Raw genomic sequence first — 16,991 nt, forward strand, 5'->3', positions numbered from 1 at the left:
GTAAATAAACGACTAAAAATACAGAATTGTATGTTGAAGACATTTTCAATTGGTGGAGTCCATCCACACGAAAATAAACTTTCAGCACATCAGCCTATCATCAAGGCAGAGATTCCGGCCAAGGCCGCTATCTTGCTGGGACAGCACATCGGTGCTCCTGCCAAGCCTATCGTTGCCAAAGGTGATGTTGTGAAAGTGGGTACGAAGATTGCCGAGCCCGGCGGTTTTGTATCAGCAGCCATCCATTCGTCTGTCAGCGGAAAGGTCGCTAAGATTGACACGATTGTCGACGCCAGCGGTTACGCCAAGCCTGCTATATTCATTGACGTAGAAGGGGATGAGTGGGAAGAATCCATTGACCGTTCCGAAACGTTGGTGAAGGAATGCAGTCTGACCTCCGAGGAAATCGTGAAGAAAATCGCTGATGCCGGTATCGTAGGTCTGGGCGGTGCATGCTTCCCTACGCAGGTCAAGTTGTGCCCTCCTCCTGCATTCAAGGCAGAGTGTGTCATCATCAACGCCGTAGAGTGCGAACCGTATCTGACTGCCGACCATCAGCTGATGCTGGAACATGCGGAAGAAATTATGGTAGGTGTATCCATTCTGATGAAAGCGGTAAAGGTGAACAAGGCATTCATCGGCATTGAGAACAATAAGCCCGATGCCATCCAGCTGATGACGAAGGTTGCTTCCAGCTATGCAGGTATCGAGGTGGTACCCTTGAAGGTACAATATCCGCAGGGTGGTGAAAAGCAGTTGATTGATGCTGTCATCAGTCGCCAGGTTGCAGCCGGTGCGCTGCCTATCTCCACGGGAGCTGTGGTGCAGAATGTGGGTACCGCATTTGCCGTTTACCAGGCCGTACAGAAGAACAAACCTCTGTTTGAGCGTGTCATTACCGTGACTGGTAAGTCGTTGGCAAAGCCGTCCAATTTCCTGGCACGTATCGGTACGCCGATGAAGCAGCTGATTGAAGCTTGCGGCGGTCTGCCCGAAGATACAGGTAAGATTATCGGCGGTGGCCCGATGATGGGTAAAGCTCTGGTAAATACGGATGTACCGACAGCCAAAGGAAGCTCCGGTATTCTGATTATGAACGAGAAGGAAGCCAAGCGCGGCGAGGTACAGCCTTGTATCCGTTGTGCCAAGTGCGTGGGAGCCTGCCCGATGGGGTTGGAGCCGTATCTGCTGGCTACCGTTTCGGCCCACGGAGATTTTGAAAGAGTAGAGAAAGAAGACATTATGTCGTGTATAGAATGCGGTTCATGCCAGTTCACTTGTCCTTCCAACCGTCCGATGCTGGATTATATCCGCTTGGGTAAGGGTAAGGTAGGAGCGATGATCCGTGCACGTCAAGCTAAAAAATAACGAAGTATGAATAAATTAATCGTATCCCTTTCGCCCCACGTTCACGGCGGTGACAGCGTGAAGAAGAATATGTACGGTGTGCTTATCGCATTGATTCCGGCATTCCTCGTTTCGCTTTACTTTTTCGGACTGGGTGCGCTGATTGTTACGGCCACTTCCGTAGCAGCCTGCTTGTTCTTTGAATGGGCCATCGGCAAATTCCTCATGAAAAAAGAGACCACAACCATCACCGACGGCTCTGCCATCATTACCGGTGTGTTGCTGGCCTTTAACCTGCCTTCCAACCTGCCCATCTGGATTATCATCCTTGGTGCCTTGTTTGCCATCGGGGTAGGCAAGATGTCCTTCGGAGGTTTGGGTTGCAATCCCTTTAACCCTGCACTGGCAGGACGTGTGTTCCTGTTGCTTTCATTCCCCGTGCAGATGACGACATGGCCGGCTGTAGGCCAGTTGACAGCCTATACGGATGCCACGACAGCTGCTACGCCGCTGGCTATTATGAAAGGTGTCATCAATGGTGCTCCGGGCATGTCCCTGAGCGACCTTCCGGGAGCTTTCGACCTTCTGATAGGTAATAATGGAGGATGTCTCGGTGAGGTGAGTGCCTTGGCGCTGCTGCTTGGTTTGTTCTACATGTTGTGGAAGAAAATCATCACCTGGCACATTCCGGTATCTATTCTGGTGACGGTATTCGTGTTCTCCGGTATCATGTATCTGGTCAATCCGGAACTTTATGTATCCCCGGTCGTACAGTTGTTGTCCGGTGGTCTGATGCTGGGTGCTGTCTTTATGGCTACGGACTACGTGACTTCTCCGATGAGCCACAAAGGTATGCTGATTTATGGTGTTTGCATCGGCCTACTGACTGTCATCATCCGTCTGTTCGGTGCATATCCGGAGGGTATGTCGTTTGCCATTCTGATTATGAATGCGTTCACTCCGCTCATCAACACCTATGTTAAACCTAAACGCTTTGGGGAGGTAGCGAAGAAGAAATGAAAAAGTTAGAATCATCCTTGAAGAATATGTTGCTGGTACTTACGGGCGTTACCGCAATCTCCGTAGCGTTGCTGGCTTATGTAAACGAATTGACGAAGGAGCCCATTGCGCAGGCCAATGCAAAGACCTTGAGCGATGCCGTAAGTGCGGTGGTTCCGGGCTTCGACAATGACCCCATCGCCGAGAAGAAGATGCAGGAAGTAAACGGAGTACAGTATTCTGTATATCCTGCCACCAAAGGCGGAGAATATATCGGAGCTGCTGTGGAAGCTGTTGCCATGGGGTTTGGCGGTGAGCTGAAAGTGTTGGTCGGTTTCGATGCTGAAGGCAAAATCATCGACTACTCCTTGTTGTCGCATGTGGAAACTCCGGGGTTGGGCTCCAAAGCTGCCGACTGGTTCAAGAAAGGCAATAAAGGTGACATCACCGGCATGAATCCGGGTGAAGCTGCATTGACAGTGAGCAAGGACGGTGGTAAAGTAGATGCCATTACAGCGTCTACCATCACCTCACGTGCTTTTTTGAATGCAGTGAATGCGGCTTATGCTGCCTACGCCGGTCAGGAAACTGCCGACGGCACTACCGGCGCTACTCAAAAGAATGTTGAACAACCTGCTGATTCCGCAGCTCCCGAAGCTGTGGATACACTCAGCGCTAAATGAGAAAGGAGTAGAAGATATGAATAATTTTAAAGTTATGATGAACGGGATTATCAAAGAGAATCCTACGTTTGTACTCCTGCTGGGTATGTGTCCTACACTGGGTACCACTTCCTCTGCCATTAACGGTATGGGTATGGGACTGGCTACAATGTTCGTGCTGATATGTTCCAATGTGGTGATTTCTGCCATCAAGAATCTGATTCCCGATATGGTGCGTATCCCTTCATTCATTGTAGTCATAGCATCATTTGTGACACTGTTGCAGATGATAATGCAAGCTTACGTTCCTGCATTGTACGCCACACTGGGCCTGTTCATTCCACTGATTGTTGTAAACTGTATCGTATTGGGACGTGCCGAGGCATTTGCTGCCAAAAACAATCCGGTGGCTTCCTTGTTCGACGGTCTGGGCATGGGCTTGGGCTTTACCATTGCACTGACATTACTGGGTGCCGTGCGTGAGTTCCTGGGAACCGGCAAGATATTCAACTTGAGTATCCTTCCTGAAGAATACGGCATGTTGGTATTTGTCCTTGCTCCGGGTGCATTCATCGCATTGGGCTATCTCATTGCTTTAATCAACAGTATGAAGAAGAATTAATAATGAAAAATTAAAAATGAAAAAATTGAGAACGTATCGGCGGTAGGCTGCCGGGCTTTTAATTTTTAGTTTTTAATTCTTAATTTAATGATTATGGAATATATATTGATATTTATCTCGGCAATCTTTGTAAACAACATCGTATTGTCGCAATTCTTGGGAATTTGCCCGTTCTTGGGAGTTTCCAAGAAAGTGGAGACTGCATTGGGCATGTCGGCAGCGGTGGCATTCGTGCTCACCATCGCCACTATCGTGACATTCCTTATTCAGAAGTATGTGCTCGACGCTTTTGATTTGGGCTATTTGCAGACTATTACCTTTATCCTGGTGATTGCCGCATTGGTGCAGATGGTAGAGATTATCCTGAAGAAAGTATCTCCTTCTCTGTATCAGGCCTTGGGCGTGTTCCTGCCGTTGATTACTACCAACTGCTGTATTCTCGGTGTGGCTATCCTTGTTATCCAAAAAGATTATGATTTGCTGACGGGAGTGGTTTATGCATTCTCCACGGCACTTGGTTTCGGCTTGGCACTGACACTGTTTGCAGGCCTGCGCGAGCAAATGAGCCTGGTTAGTGTACCGAAAGGTATGCAGGGTACTCCGATAGCTTTGATTACTGCCGGACTGCTGGCAATGGCATTCATGGGCTTTTCGGGGGTTGTGAAGATTTAAAGAAGAAAAACCGGAAATAAAGTGGAAGGGGGATAAACTAAAATTTATCCCCCTTTTTCTGTTTTTATTAATTTATTTCCTTACATTTGTGGCGTATTGATAACCTAAAAGCTAAATTATCTATATTTAATATGAAAGGGAAAATCTTAGTTACGGGTGGAACCGGTTATATTGGTTCTCACACGGTGGTGGAACTTCAAAACGCAGGTTATGAAGTTGTTATTATTGATAATTTGTCAAACTCCAGCGCAGATGTTGTAGATAACATAGAGAAGGTATCGGGCATCCGCCCTGCATTCGAGGAATTGGATTGCTTGGATTATGCCGGTCTTGACGCTGTGTTTACCAAATATAAAGGCATTAAAGCCATCATTCACTTTGCGGCCAGCAAGGCTGTGGGTGAATCTGTCCAGAAACCATTGCTTTACTATCGTAATAACCTGGTTTCACTGATAAACCTGCTGGAATTGATGCCGAAGCATGGAGTGGAAGGTATCGTATTCTCTTCTTCCTGCACAGTTTACGGCCAGCCGGACGAACTTCCGGTAACGGAAAAGGCACCTATTAAGAAAGCTGAGTCTCCGTATGGAAACACGAAGCAAATCAATGAAGAGATTGTACGTGATACGGTTGCTTCCGGTGCTCCGATAAACGCCATCTTGTTGCGTTACTTCAACCCGATAGGTGCACACCCCACAGCATTGCTGGGAGAGTTGCCTAACGGTGTACCGCAGAACTTGATTCCTTATCTTACCCAGACCGCTATCGGCATCCGTGAGAAACTGAGCGTGTTTGGTGACGATTATGATACTCCCGACGGTTCTTGTATCCGCGACTTCATCAATGTAGTCGATTTGGCCAAAGCACACGTAGTGGCTATCCGCCGTATCTTGGAGAACAAGCAGAAGGAAAAAGTGGAAGTATTCAATATCGGTACAGGTCGTGGACTTTCCGTATTGGAACTGATTAATGCTTTCGAAAAGGCTACCGGTGTAAAACTGAACTATCAGATAGTAGGGCGGCGTGCCGGTGATATTGAGAAGGTATGGGCAAACCCGGAATTGGCAAACAATGAACTGGGTTGGAAGGCAGAAACAAGTATTGAAGATACTTTACTTTCTGCATGGAAATGGCAGTTGAAGCTTCGTGAAAGAGGTATTCAATGACAAACTTTGAATTTGTGTTTTTTAACAAATAGGCAATAAACAAATGCCTCCCCGCATTTGTTTATAATGTGCAAATCAGCCTGAAGCTGTTTATGTATATGTGAATATCCGTAACTAGTACGTATGCCTCCCCGGCATAGACAGGTAAGATTGCATAGTAGTTTTGTCGTGTTTTATTTTGTGTTTGTGTTGTGAATAAGCCTTGTCGAGAGACAAGGCTTATTTTTTGTATATTATATACAGAACCTCTGTTGTCAATTCAGTGTTTTTTCATAAGATGGGTGGGCAATTCCTTTTTCTTGCTAATTGTTAACTGACGTTATCATGTCTGTAACAATTTGTTCCAATTGTAGTATTAATCGTTCAAAATAGTCTTTTTTGTTCAAAAAATGCTATACACGGTAACAACTACATGCAAATTGTTTATACATTTGCGTTGTTGTTTATGTAACTATTGGGATGAACAAACCATAGCTGACAAACGTTAATAGGTACGAGTACATAGCTGATGAAAGACGCGACTTGGCTGACTTGTTAATGAGGATACACGCGACTTACAACTTAGTATTGGGAAAAATAATTAAGGAAATATAGAATAAAAAGATTGCTTATGTCACAGATTGTCGGACATATCTCACAGGTAATCGGGCCTGTAGTAGACGTCTATTTCGAAGGAACGGAGGCAGAAATGATGTTGCCGAGTATTCACGACGCACTGGAAATAAAAAGGTCGAACGGCAAAAGACTGATTGTAGAGGTACAGCAGCACATTGGTGAAAACACGGTGCGTACTGTTGCTATGGACAGTACGGACGGCCTGCAGAGAGGAATGACAGTGCATCCGCTGGGAGGCCCCATCACCATGCCGATAGGTACACAAATCAAAGGCCGCCTGATGAACGTAGTGGGCGACTCTATCGACGGCATGAAGGAGTTGGACCGTACCGGTGCTTATCCCATCCATCGCGACCCCCCTAAGTTTGAAGATTTGACTACCGTACAAGAGGTGCTTTATACAGGCATCAAGGTTATCGACCTGCTGGAACCATATAGTAAGGGCGGTAAAATCGGTCTGTTTGGTGGCGCCGGTGTAGGCAAGACGGTGCTTATCCAAGAGCTCATTAATAATATTGCGAAGAAGCAGCACGGCTTCTCTGTGTTTGCCGGTGTAGGAGAACGTACACGTGAAGGCAACGACCTGCTGAGAGAAATGATAGAATCCGGCGTTATCCGTTACGGAGAAGAATTCAAGAAAGGTATGGAGGAAGGCCATTGGGATTTGTCCAAAGTAGATTATGACGAAGTGGCCAAATCACAAGTGTCTTTGATATTCGGTCAGATGAACGAACCTCCCGGTGCGCGTCAGTCCGTGGCATTGTCTGGGTTGACGGTGGCCGAGTCCTTCCGTGACATGGGAGCGGAGACGGACGGTCCGCGTGACATTCTGTTCTTCATTGATAATATCTTCCGTTTCACCCAAGCCGGTTCCGAGGTTTCGGCCTTGCTGGGCCGTATGCCTTCTGCCGTAGGCTATCAGCCGACACTGGCAACGGAAATGGGTGCCATGCAGGAGCGTATTACCTCTACAAGAAACGGCTCCATCACTTCCGTGCAGGCTGTATATGTGCCTGCCGATGACTTGACGGACCCGGCACCTGCCACAACGTTTACCCACCTCGATGCCACCACGGTGTTGAGTCGTAAGATTACTGAACTTGGTATTTATCCTGCTGTGGACCCGTTGGAATCTACTTCACGCATTCTCGACCCACACATCGTGGGGGTAGAACACTACGAAGTGGCACAACGTGTAAAACAAATATTGCAGCGCAACAAGGAATTGCAAGACATTATCTCCATCCTTGGTATGGAGGAACTCTCTGATGCCGACCGTACGTTGGTGAACCGTGCACGTCGTGTGCAGCGTTTCCTTTCACAGCCGTTTGCCGTTGCCGAGCAGTTTACGGGTGTCCCAGGTACAATGGTTTCCATTGAGGACACTATCAAAGGCTTCAAGATGATTCTTGACGGAGAGGTGGACTACCTGCCCGAACCTGCTTTCTTGAATGTGGGAACCATTGAAGAAGCCATTGAGAAGGGTAAGAAACTACTGGAGCAGGCAGGGGGAAAAACGATTAAAAATTAAAAGTCTGGGAGCTTTGATGATGAAAAAGTTGCATTTGAATATTGTTTCACCGGAGAAGGAACTCTTCAATGGGGAAGTGGAAAGTGTTACATTGCCGGGCACTATGGGCTCTTTTTCTATCCTGCCGCAGCATGCACCGATTGTATCATCGTTGGGAACGGGGAAATTGATTTACGCAACGGACGGTGAGGAACATGAGTTGGATATTCAAAGCGGATTCGTGGAGATGAGTAACGGAAGGGTTGCCGTCTGTATAGAACAGCAATAGGCTATTAAAAAATTAAAAATTAAAAAATAGAGGTTGTTGGCGTGACTATTACTAAGAGAAACTACTTATTGCATACAGCGCTCTTGACGGTATTGATAGGAATTGTAGGCGGTTGGGCGTATTTTTCGATAAATCCGCATCACTATTTCGGCGGTTATCCGCTGATTCCGCTTTTCTTCTTTGTTTTCGGAGTATTCATGATTAATATGACCGAAAGCTGCCGTCACCGGATGCCAGGACGAATGTTGCAGATTTATTTGCTGATGCGTGTGATGAGAATGCTGGTCTCCATGATTGTGATGCTGGTTTATTGCGTTGCAGTACGTGAGGAAGCCAGGGCGTTTTTGTTGACGTTTATAGCCAACTATCTGATATATTTGATTTATGATTCCTGGTTCTTCTTCACTTTTGAGGCGAATCGGAAACTGAAAAAGAAAAGTAACAATGAAAAGATTGCGTAACATACTGACTGTAATTCTGCTGGCACTGGGCATGTTGCTACCCGCCACGGTGCGGGCCGAGAATACGGTGGACGTGAAGGAGATTGTCTTCGGGCATATCGGCGATTCTTACGAATGGCACATCACGACGTGGGGCGAAACTCACGTTACGATTCCTTTGCCGGTAATAGTGCATAGCTCTACCACCGGATGGCATGCCTTTCTATCCTCACGTCTGGAGGAGAACGGTGGAAGTTATGAAGGCTTTTCCATCGCTCCCGCAGGAAGCAAGTACGAAGGCAAGCTGGTGGAGTATGATGCCACCGGAAACGAAATACGCCCGTTGGACATCTCCATCACGAAGGTGACACTGGCTTTGCTCATCAACAGCGCATTGCTGCTTCTCATCATTTTGAGTGTGGCGCACTGGTATCGCAAGCACCCGCAGGGAAGTGCCGCTCCCGGTGGTTTCATCGGGTTTATGGAGATGTTTATCATGATGGTGAACGATGATATTATAAAGAGCTGTGTCGGTCCGAAGTACCGTAAATTCGCACCTTACTTGCTGACGGCCTTCTTCTTTATTTTCATCAACAACATTATGGGGCTGATTCCTTTCTTTCCCGGGGGGGCCAACGTGACGGGAAATATAGCCATTACGATGGTATTGGCCATCTGTACTTTCTTGGCCGTGAATATCTTTGGAACCAAGACTTATTGGAAAGATATCTTTTGGCCGGATGTGCCCTGGTGGCTGAAGGTACCGGTCCCCATGATGCCGTTTATCGAGTTCTTCGGTATTTTCACCAAACCGTTTGCTTTGATGATACGTCTTTTTGCCAATATGCTGGCAGGGCACATGGCAATGCTGGTGCTTACCTGCCTGATATTCATCTCGGCCAGTATGGGACCTGCTTTGAACGGAACGCTGACCGTGGCATCGGTGTTGTTCAATATCTTTATGAATGCACTTGAGTTGTTGGTTGCCTTTATCCAGGCATATGTGTTCACCATGCTGTCAGCCGTGTTCATCGGTCTGGCGCAGGAAGAGCATAAGGAGAAGGCGGTGAAGTGATATGATTATTGGGAATATAAATATTAATAAAAATAACCATTTAAAAACTGAAAGTTATGTTACTATCTGTATTATTGCAAGCTGCTGCGGCAGGTGTGGGAGTTAGTAAACTGGGTGCAGCCATTGGTGCTGGTTTGGCTGTTATTGGTGCTGGTGTAGGTATCGGTAAAATCGGCGGTTCTGCTATGGAGGCCATTGCCCGCCAGCCGGAAGCATCCGGAGATATCCGTATGAACATGATTATTGCCGCTGCCTTGATTGAAGGTGTTGCTTTGTTGGCAGTAGTTGTGTGTTTATTGGTATTCTTTTTATAATGTACAATCTACCATTTACCATTTACAATTTGTCCGTGCAGCATCACCGCGCAGCCAAATTGTAAATCGTAAATTGTCAAATAGTAAATAAAATTATGTCATTGTTATTACCCGATAGTGGTCTGCTGTTCTGGATGCTCCTTTCATTCGGTGTGGTGTTTGTGGTGCTTGCCAAGTACGGTTTTCCCGTTATCACCAAGATGGTGGAAGGTCGCAAGACCTACATCGACCAGTCTTTGGAAGTGGCACGCGAAGCAAATGCCCAGCTCTCCAAACTGAAAGAGGAGAGTGAAGCGTTGATTGCTGCTGCCAACAAAGAACAAGGACGTATTCTGCGGGAGGCGATGCATGAGCGTGACAAGATTATCGTCGAAGCACGCAAGCAGGCGGAAGCCGCCGCGCAGAAGGAGCTGGACGAAGTTAAAAAGCAGATACAGCAAGAGAAGGAAGAGGCCATCCGCGATATTCGCCGCCAGGTGGCAGTCTTGTCCGTAGATATAGCCGAGAAAATTATCCGCAAGAATCTGGACGAGAAACATGAGCAGATGGAGATGATAGACCGGATGCTGGATGAAGTGCTGGCCGCAAGTAAAAACAATTAATTCTCAAAGAAATGGATATAGGAATCGTTTCGATGCGTTATGCGAAAGCATTGATGGAATATGCCAAGAGCATGGGGGCAGAAGATACTCTGTACAAGGAGTTTTGTATGCTCGACCGTAGCTTCAGGAAACATCCGGATTTGCGCATGGCATTGGAAAACCCCATCCTGACGATACGTGAGAAGTTAACACTTATCTGTACCGCTGCTGTGGGGGATGCTCCTGCGGGCCGTGAGTTTGCGCGTTTCATGACCCTGGTGTTGAAGAACCGGCGGGAAAACTTTCTCCAGTACATCTGCCTGAGTTTTCTGGATTTGTACCGGAAAGACAAGCATATCGGTGTAGGAAAGCTGATAACAGCCGTTCCCGTCAGCCAGGAAGTGCGGGAGCGCATCCATGACAGTGCTTCCTCCCTGCTGCATGCCAGCATGGAGCTGCAGACTGAAGTGGATCCCTCCATTGAAGGTGGTTTTATCTTCGACATCAACGACTTCCGTCTGGATGCCAGTATTGCTACGCAGCTTAAGAAAGTGAAACAGCAGTTCATTGATAAGAATAGAAGAATCGTGTGATTTACGATTTGACAATTTACAATTTACTTATTTAATAGTCTTGTGATGCGTAAGTTGTAGAGGTCAAACAGTATATGATTCGGGTTCTTTCAAATAGTAAATAGTAAATTGTAAAATAGTAAATACTAAGATGTTGTCTGAAAATATAAAAGTAAGCGAAGTCTCCGATATTCTCCGCAAGCAACTGGAAGGGATTGACACCCGCGTACAGTTGGACGAGATTGGCACGGTACTGCAAGTCAGTGACGGTGTAGCCCGTATCTATGGGTTGCGCAATGCCGAAGCCAACGAGTTGTTGGAGTTCGACAACGGCATCAAGGCCATTGTGATGAACCTCGAAGAGGATAATGTGGGTGCTGTGTTGCTTGGCCCTACGGATAAAATCAAGGAAGGCTTCATTGTAAAGCGTACCAAGCGTATTGCTTCCATCATGGTGGGAGAGGGTATGCTGGGCCGTGTAATAGACCCTCTGGGTGCGCCGCTCGATGGCAAAGGACTGATAGGCGGAGAACTTTATGAAATGCCGCTGGAACGCAAGGCGCCGGGAGTTATCTTCCGTCAGCCGGTGAATCAGCCGCTACAGACCGGTCTGAAGGCTGTGGATGCCATGATACCTATTGGCCGCGGACAGCGTGAACTGATTATCGGTGACCGCCAGACCGGTAAGACGGCCATTGCCATCGATACCATCATCAACCAGCGTGCCAATTTTGAAGCTGGTGATCCGGTGTATTGTATTTATGTAGCCATTGGTCAGAAAGGTTCTACCGTTGCCTCTATCGTGAATACCCTGCACCAGTACGGTGCGATGGACTATACCATTGTGGTGGCTGCTACGGCGGGCGACCCGGCTGCATTGCAGTATTACGCTCCCTTTGCAGGGGCTGCCATCGGAGAGTATTTCCGTGATACCGGCCGTCATGCGCTGGTGGTCTATGACGACTTGTCCAAGCAGGCGGTGGCCTATCGTGAAGTGTCTCTGATTCTGCGCCGTCCATCAGGACGTGAGGCCTATCCGGGTGATATCTTCTATCTGCACTCCCGTTTGTTGGAACGTGCGGCGAAGATTATCAGCCAGGAGGAAGTGGCACGCGAGATGAACGACCTGCCGGACAGTCTGAAAGGCAAGGTGAAAGGTGGCGGTTCGCTGACTGCATTGCCCATTATCGAAACTCAGGCAGGAGACGTGTCCGCCTATATCCCAACGAATGTGATTTCAATCACTGACGGGCAGATATTCCTTGATACGAACCTCTTCAACCAGGGTAACCGTCCGGCCATTGACGTGGGTATCTCTGTGAGCCGTGTGGGTGGTAATGCCCAAGTCAAGGCTATGAAGAAGGTGGCAGGTACATTAAAGATTGACCAGGCACAGTACCGGGAGCTGGAAGCGTTTACCAAGTTCAGTGGCGATATGGACCCCGTGACGGCATTGACCATCGACAAGGGACAGAAGAATACACGCCTGCTGGTACAGCCCCAATACAGCCCGATGCCGGTAGAAAAGCAGATTGCCATTCTTTATTGCGGCACGCACGGCTTGTTGAGGAATGTTCCTTTGGACAAGGTCAGCGAGTTTGAACGCAACTTCCTTGAGTCTCTTGAGATGAACTATCGCATGGAGGTACTCGACGTTTTAAAGACGGGTGCCATCAATGACGATGTCTGCAAGAAGATTGAGGAGACAGCAGAGGCGGTTGCAAGGCAATTCATGTGATTTACGATTGGACGATTTACGATTTACGATTGGAGTTACTCTATATGGTAAGTTGTAAATCGGACGCAGGCAGAAGTTACCTCAATCGTAAATCGTAAATAATTAAATCGTAAATAGATATATGTCTTCACTGAAAGAGGTAAAAAATAGAATAAGCTCCGTCAAGAGTACACGCCAGATAACATCGGCTATGAAGATGGTGGCATCTGCCAAACTGCATAAGGCGCAGGGGCGGATTGAGAATATGCTGCCTTATCAACGGAAGCTGAATGAGATTCTGACGAACTTTCTGCGTACGGATGCTTCCTTCGAGTCGCCCTATACCGAGAAAAGACCCGTGACGAGAGTAGCGGTTGTGGCGTTTTCGTCCAATAGTTCCTTGTGCGGTGCATTCAACTCGAATGTGGCGAAGATGCTGGAACGGGCTTTGGAAGATTACCAGTCGCTGGGCAAGGAGAATATTCTGATATATCCCGTTGGGAGAAAGATGGAGGAAGCCGTCAAGAAAATGGGATATGTGCCGCAAGGCAGCTACCAGGTGATGGCAGACAAGCCTTCGTACGTTGAAGCGTATGAGCTGGCAGAGAAGTTGATGCATGAGTTTGTGGAAAAGCAGATTGACCATGTGGAGCTGATTTACCATCACTTCAAATCGATGGGTTCGCAGGTGCTGCTCCGCGAGAATTATCTGCCCATTGACCTGACGCAAGTAGCGCAGGAGGCGGCAGAAGATGTACCGGAGGATGCCCGCAGTTTTAATAATGATTACATTGTGGAACCTTCCGTCGGCGAACTGATAGCGGAACTTCTGCCAAAAGTGTTGAGTCAGAAGATATTTACCGTGCTTCTCGATTCCAATACTTCGGAACATGCTGCCCGTATGCTTGCCATGCAGACGGCGACAGATAATGCCAACGAGTTGATTCAAGATTTGACGAAACAGTATAACAAGAGCCGTCAGCAGGCCATTACGAATGAGCTGCTCGATATTATCGGCGGTAGCTTGAAATAGCCCGGATCGCCCCGTAAAGGGCTTGTTCAGGCTGGGTACAAATAAATGGAATAATAGGACAAGGATAACGAAATAAGCGTTATCTTTGTCCTATTATCATATATGGCTACTGATGAAATCCGTATCATTCTGAGAGAGAGCGGATTGGTTGAATAATAAACATATCAATGGAGAATAATCCCGAAATAGCGCTTGCATGGCAATTCATTGAAAACACAGGCACTCATCTTTTTTTGACCGGCAAGGCAGGTACCGGTAAGACAACTTTCCTGCGAAAACTGAGGGTGGAGAGTCCGAAACGGATGATTGTACTTGCACCGACGGGAATTGCCGCTATCAATGCAGGCGGTGTCACCATCCACTCCTTTTTCCAAGTACCTTTTGCTCCTTATGTGCCCGAAAGCTCATTCAGCGCAGATGGCAAGGCAACCTACCGTTTTCGTTACGGGAAAGAGAAAATCAACATTATACGCAGCATAGATTTATTGGTCATCGATGAAATCAGTATGGTCCGTGCCGACTTGCTCGATTCGGTGGATGCCGTCTTGAGGCGGTTCCGCGACCGGAACAAACCCTTTGGCGGCGTGCAACTGCTGATGATTGGCGACTTACAGCAGCTGTCTCCCGTAGTGAAAGACGATGAGTGGCAGATGCTGCGCAAATACTATGACACGCCTTATTTCTTCTCCAGCCAGGCCTTGAAGCAGACGGAATATTGCACCATAGAACTAAAGAAAGTCTATCGGCAGAACGATGGGACTTTTCTTGAACTACTGAACCGCATTCGCGAAAACCGTTGTGACGGGCAAGTGCTGGAAGCCTTGAACCGCCGGTATATTCCCAATTTCGTACCAGATAAAGAAGAAGGATACATCCGCCTGGTGACCCACAATTATCAGGCCCAACGGATTAATGACCATGAGCTGGAACAACTTCCGGGACGCTCGTATGCCTTTCGTGCCAAGATTGACGGAAAGTTTCCCGAATATTCCTATCCCACGGATGAAGTACTGGAACTGAAACGCGGTGCCCAGGTAATGTTTGTGAAGAACGACACCTCCGGTGAGCACCGTTACTACAATGGCATGATTGGAGAGGTGACAGCCGTGTCGGCAGATGGAATTGAAGTGCGCAGTAAGGGAAGCGACGCTACCTTCTTACTTCAAGAGGAAGAGTGGACGAATGCCAAATACGTGCTTGATGAGGAAACCAAGGAGATTACAGAAGATATTGAAGGAACATTCCGGCAATATCCGCTGAAGCTGGCGTGGGCGATTACCATTCACAAAAGCCAGGGACTGACGTTTGAACGTGCCGTGATTGATGCCAGTGCCTCCTTTGCGCATGGGCAGACCTATGTGGCTCTGAGCCGCTGCAAGACATTGGAGGGAGTGGTGCTCAGTGCCCCGCTTTCTGCAAAGGCCGTTATCAGTGACCATGCAGTAGATACCTTCACGATGGAGGCACGGAGAAACGAGCCGGACGAGAAACGCTTCCGTTCCTTGCAGCAGACCTATTTCCTGGAACTGCTGTCGGGCTTGTTCGATTTCCAGCCCATGGAGCAGGCTTTGCGGCGGTATGTGCGGCTGATAGACGAACACTTGTACAAGCTCTTTCCCAAGCAACTCGCAGCCTGCAAGGAGGAAATGGAACGTTTTCACGACAAAGTGACGAAAGTAGCCCAGAAGTTCAGTATCCAGTATACCCGCCTGATTGATACTGCGCAGGACTATGCAGCCGACCCGACTTTGCAGGGGCGCATACACTCTGCCGCCACTTATTTTCAAGAGCAGTTGCAACCGCTGGATGCGGTGATGGCGAGTACGGTAACTTCTGATAATAAAGAGTTGAAGAAGAAGCTCCGGGATGCCATGGAGGAGCTGGAGGAAGTGTTTGACATGAAGACTGATTTGCTGGATTATGTGCTGGAGAATGGTTTCCATATGGCAGGATACTTGAAGCAGAAAGCACTGCTTTCCATTGATGATTCGGCTTCGCAGAAGGGTAAAGGCAAAGGGAGAAGTGCTTCTGCCAAAGAAGGGCAGGGAAGCAGTAAGCAGGCTGATAAAGAGAAACGTCCGCGTGAGCGGAAACGCGATGCTGCGGCTGTTGAAGTACCCACGGATGTGCTGCATCCGGAACTTTACAACCGCTTGGTGGCATGGCGCAATGCAGAAGCTTCCGCGTTGGGGTTGCCCGTATACACCGTCATTCAGCAGAAGGCAATTCTGGGTATCAGCAATCTGCTTCCTTCGGATAAGGCTATGCTTGTACGCATTCCGTATTTCGGAAAGAAAGGGGCGGAGAAATATGGAGATGTGATTCTGGAGATGGTACGTGCTTATCGCAAAGAGAAAGGACTGGCAGAGCCGGAGTTGCTGTAGTCTAATCTGCTGCCATCCGCACCTGCATTATTTACCATCCGAACATCAGCTTTATTCCTTCTTCCAGCGTGCGCGGCTGATACCCCAGTTCCCGGTGTGACTTTTCTATACTCAGCCCGCTGAAACGGGGACGTGGTGTCTTTTCGTTCATCTCCTTCGTGGTGACGGGACGGATGAGCGAGCGATTCAGCCCCAATACGTCCGCTACCCGATAAGCGATGTCTGCAATGGTCAGGCACTCGCTGCCACAGAGATGATAGATACCGTTTTGCGGATGACTTATCAGCTTCTCCACTCCTTGCGACACGTCTCCCACGAAGGTGGGCGTACGCCATTGGTCGGATACGACGAACACTTCCTCATTGCTCCTTAATCTGTTTGCCACCAGTTGGAGCACATTGCCATGCTGTCCGGGCAGGGCGGCACCGTACACCACCACTACACGCACGATGGCATAATCCCTGCAAACGGCAGCGATACGTTTCTCACCTTCCAGTTTGGTGTAGCCGTAATAATTAACGGGAGCGGGAATATCCTCCTCCGTATAGGGTCGGTCCGTATCACCACCGAAAACGAAGTCGGTGGAAAGATGGATAAAACGGCTGCCTCCCGCCTCACAGCATTCTGCCAGATGCTCCACGGCAGTAATGTTGACGGCATCCGCTTCTGCATGGTGCGTTTCGCAATAATCGGGGACGGAGAGGGCGGAGGTATTGATTACAACATCCGGCTGTACTTCCTGGAAAAGCTTTTCCACCGCCTGGCGGTTGCATATATCCGTACGGATAAAGCGATAGTCGCCCGAATGAGGACAGATGTCGTCGTGCAGGGAACAGCCCGTTGTCTGGTAAGACTGATTATGGGATAAATCGTCCAGGATGCGCCTGCCGGTAAAACCGTTGGCGCCTATCACCAATATTTTCCTTTTCATAATTACGTTTATAAATGCGCGATTGAAGACAGACAAAAGAAGCATGCTGGGGCTGCCAGAGT

17 protein-coding genes are annotated in these 16,991 nt (G+C 48.1%); 16 read left to right on the forward strand and 1 reads right to left on the reverse strand.

Going from position 1 to position 16,991, the window contains the following annotated elements; all coding sequences use genetic code 11:
* Nucleotides 1–30: 30 nt before the first annotated feature.
* The 16 genes from rsxC (at nt 31) to DWZ67_RS04550 (ending at nt 15,998) form a co-directional block, all read left to right on the forward strand.
* Nucleotides 31–1,368, forward strand: a complete 1,338-nt coding sequence (rsxC, locus tag DWZ67_RS04475; RefSeq protein WP_005829145.1) for an electron transport complex subunit RsxC — start codon at nt 31–33, stop codon at nt 1,366–1,368.
* Between the two features lie 6 nt (nt 1,369–1,374).
* The gene (locus DWZ67_RS04480) at nt 1,375–2,367 is read left to right on the forward strand and encodes an RnfABCDGE type electron transport complex subunit D (RefSeq protein ID WP_005829143.1); all 993 of its coding nucleotides are present in this window, start codon (nt 1,375–1,377) and stop codon (nt 2,365–2,367) included.
* On the forward strand, nt 2,364–3,029 hold the full coding sequence (locus DWZ67_RS04485) for an RnfABCDGE type electron transport complex subunit G (protein WP_005829140.1): 666 nt from the start codon (nt 2,364–2,366) through the stop codon (nt 3,027–3,029). Before DWZ67_RS04480 ends, DWZ67_RS04485 begins: the two co-directional genes overlap by 4 nt.
* Nucleotides 3,030–3,045: 16 nt before the next feature.
* Nucleotides 3,046–3,630 (forward strand): electron transport complex subunit RsxE, encoded by a 585-nt coding sequence (gene rsxE / locus DWZ67_RS04490; protein WP_005829138.1) that lies wholly within the window; start codon nt 3,046–3,048, stop codon nt 3,628–3,630.
* Between the two features lie 93 nt (nt 3,631–3,723).
* The gene (gene rsxA, locus DWZ67_RS04495) at nt 3,724–4,302 is read left to right on the forward strand and encodes an electron transport complex subunit RsxA (protein ID WP_008663551.1); all 579 of its coding nucleotides are present in this window, start codon (nt 3,724–3,726) and stop codon (nt 4,300–4,302) included.
* Nucleotides 4,303–4,433: 131 nt separating this feature from the next.
* Complete coding sequence (galE, locus tag DWZ67_RS04500) at nt 4,434–5,468, forward strand: UDP-glucose 4-epimerase GalE (RefSeq protein ID WP_005836990.1); 1,035 nt, start codon at nt 4,434–4,436, stop codon at nt 5,466–5,468.
* Between the two features lie 610 nt (nt 5,469–6,078).
* Nucleotides 6,079–7,614 (forward strand): F0F1 ATP synthase subunit beta, encoded by a 1,536-nt coding sequence (atpD, locus tag DWZ67_RS04505; RefSeq protein ID WP_005829130.1) that lies wholly within the window; start codon nt 6,079–6,081, stop codon nt 7,612–7,614.
* 19 nt (nt 7,615–7,633) lie between these two features.
* On the forward strand, nt 7,634–7,882 hold the full coding sequence (gene atpC / locus DWZ67_RS04510; RefSeq protein ID WP_034523421.1) for an ATP synthase F1 subunit epsilon: 249 nt from the start codon (nt 7,634–7,636) through the stop codon (nt 7,880–7,882).
* A gap of 41 nt (nt 7,883–7,923) precedes the next feature.
* Nucleotides 7,924–8,343, forward strand: a complete 420-nt coding sequence (locus DWZ67_RS04515) for a hypothetical protein (RefSeq protein ID WP_005829126.1) — start codon at nt 7,924–7,926, stop codon at nt 8,341–8,343.
* Nucleotides 8,327–9,397 (forward strand): F0F1 ATP synthase subunit A, encoded by a 1,071-nt coding sequence (gene atpB / locus DWZ67_RS04520; RefSeq protein ID WP_009038492.1) that lies wholly within the window; start codon nt 8,327–8,329, stop codon nt 9,395–9,397. Before DWZ67_RS04515 ends, atpB begins: the two co-directional genes overlap by 17 nt.
* 56 nt (nt 9,398–9,453) lie before the next feature.
* Nucleotides 9,454–9,711 (forward strand): ATP synthase F0 subunit C, encoded by a 258-nt coding sequence (gene atpE / locus DWZ67_RS04525; RefSeq protein ID WP_005829122.1) that lies wholly within the window; start codon nt 9,454–9,456, stop codon nt 9,709–9,711.
* Between the two features lie 95 nt (nt 9,712–9,806).
* Nucleotides 9,807–10,313, forward strand: coding sequence for a F0F1 ATP synthase subunit B (gene atpF / locus DWZ67_RS04530; RefSeq protein ID WP_005836994.1), 507 nt, complete (start codon nt 9,807–9,809; stop codon nt 10,311–10,313).
* Between the two features lie 11 nt (nt 10,314–10,324).
* The gene (locus DWZ67_RS04535; protein ID WP_005829118.1) at nt 10,325–10,885 is read left to right on the forward strand and encodes a F0F1 ATP synthase subunit delta; all 561 of its coding nucleotides are present in this window, start codon (nt 10,325–10,327) and stop codon (nt 10,883–10,885) included.
* Between the two features lie 133 nt (nt 10,886–11,018).
* Nucleotides 11,019–12,602, forward strand: a complete 1,584-nt coding sequence (gene atpA / locus DWZ67_RS04540) for a F0F1 ATP synthase subunit alpha (protein ID WP_087332616.1) — start codon at nt 11,019–11,021, stop codon at nt 12,600–12,602.
* 121 nt (nt 12,603–12,723) lie between these two features.
* Nucleotides 12,724–13,614, forward strand: coding sequence for a F0F1 ATP synthase subunit gamma (locus DWZ67_RS04545; RefSeq protein WP_044467776.1), 891 nt, complete (start codon nt 12,724–12,726; stop codon nt 13,612–13,614).
* A gap of 167 nt (nt 13,615–13,781) precedes the next feature.
* Nucleotides 13,782–15,998, forward strand: a complete 2,217-nt coding sequence (locus DWZ67_RS04550; protein WP_120138235.1) for an AAA family ATPase — start codon at nt 13,782–13,784, stop codon at nt 15,996–15,998.
* Nucleotides 15,999–16,029: 31 nt separating this feature from the next.
* Here the strand turns inward: DWZ67_RS04550 and DWZ67_RS04555 are convergent, their stop codons facing one another.
* The gene (locus tag DWZ67_RS04555) at nt 16,030–16,929 is read right to left on the reverse strand and encodes an SDR family oxidoreductase (protein ID WP_165852456.1); all 900 of its coding nucleotides are present in this window, start codon (nt 16,927–16,929) and stop codon (nt 16,030–16,032) included.
* Nucleotides 16,930–16,991: the final 62 nt, after the last annotated feature.

The sequence above is a fragment of the Bacteroides sp. AF34-31BH genome (assembly GCF_003602795.1).
In the GTDB taxonomy this organism is placed as follows: domain Bacteria; phylum Bacteroidota; class Bacteroidia; order Bacteroidales; family Bacteroidaceae; genus Bacteroides; species Bacteroides uniformis.

Excerpts from the sequence above, each read along its gene's own strand:
- atpB (WP_009038492.1), top strand. The coding sequence starts at position 8,327 with ATGAAAAGATTGCGTAACATACTGACTGTAATTCTGCTGGCACTGGGC.
- galE (WP_005836990.1), top strand. The coding sequence starts at position 4,434 with ATGAAAGGGAAAATCTTAGTTACGGGTGGAACCGGTTATATTGGTTCT.
- atpF (WP_005836994.1), top strand. The coding sequence starts at position 9,807 with ATGTCATTGTTATTACCCGATAGTGGTCTGCTGTTCTGGATGCTCCTT.
- rsxE (WP_005829138.1), top strand. The coding sequence starts at position 3,046 with ATGAATAATTTTAAAGTTATGATGAACGGGATTATCAAAGAGAATCCT.
- atpE (WP_005829122.1), top strand. The coding sequence starts at position 9,454 with ATGTTACTATCTGTATTATTGCAAGCTGCTGCGGCAGGTGTGGGAGTT.
- rsxC (WP_005829145.1), top strand. The coding sequence starts at position 31 with ATGTTGAAGACATTTTCAATTGGTGGAGTCCATCCACACGAAAATAAA.
- rsxA (WP_008663551.1), top strand. The coding sequence starts at position 3,724 with ATGGAATATATATTGATATTTATCTCGGCAATCTTTGTAAACAACATC.
- DWZ67_RS04550 (WP_120138235.1), top strand. The coding sequence starts at position 13,782 with ATGGAGAATAATCCCGAAATAGCGCTTGCATGGCAATTCATTGAAAAC.
- atpC (WP_034523421.1), top strand. The coding sequence starts at position 7,634 with ATGAAAAAGTTGCATTTGAATATTGTTTCACCGGAGAAGGAACTCTTC.
- atpD (WP_005829130.1), top strand. The coding sequence starts at position 6,079 with ATGTCACAGATTGTCGGACATATCTCACAGGTAATCGGGCCTGTAGTA.
- DWZ67_RS04545 (WP_044467776.1), top strand. The coding sequence starts at position 12,724 with ATGTCTTCACTGAAAGAGGTAAAAAATAGAATAAGCTCCGTCAAGAGT.
- DWZ67_RS04480 (WP_005829143.1), top strand. The coding sequence starts at position 1,375 with ATGAATAAATTAATCGTATCCCTTTCGCCCCACGTTCACGGCGGTGAC.
- DWZ67_RS04535 (WP_005829118.1), top strand. The coding sequence starts at position 10,325 with ATGGATATAGGAATCGTTTCGATGCGTTATGCGAAAGCATTGATGGAA.
- DWZ67_RS04485 (WP_005829140.1), top strand. The coding sequence starts at position 2,364 with ATGAAAAAGTTAGAATCATCCTTGAAGAATATGTTGCTGGTACTTACG.
- DWZ67_RS04555 (WP_165852456.1), bottom strand. The coding sequence starts at position 16,929 with ATGAAAAGGAAAATATTGGTGATAGGCGCCAACGGTTTTACCGGCAGG.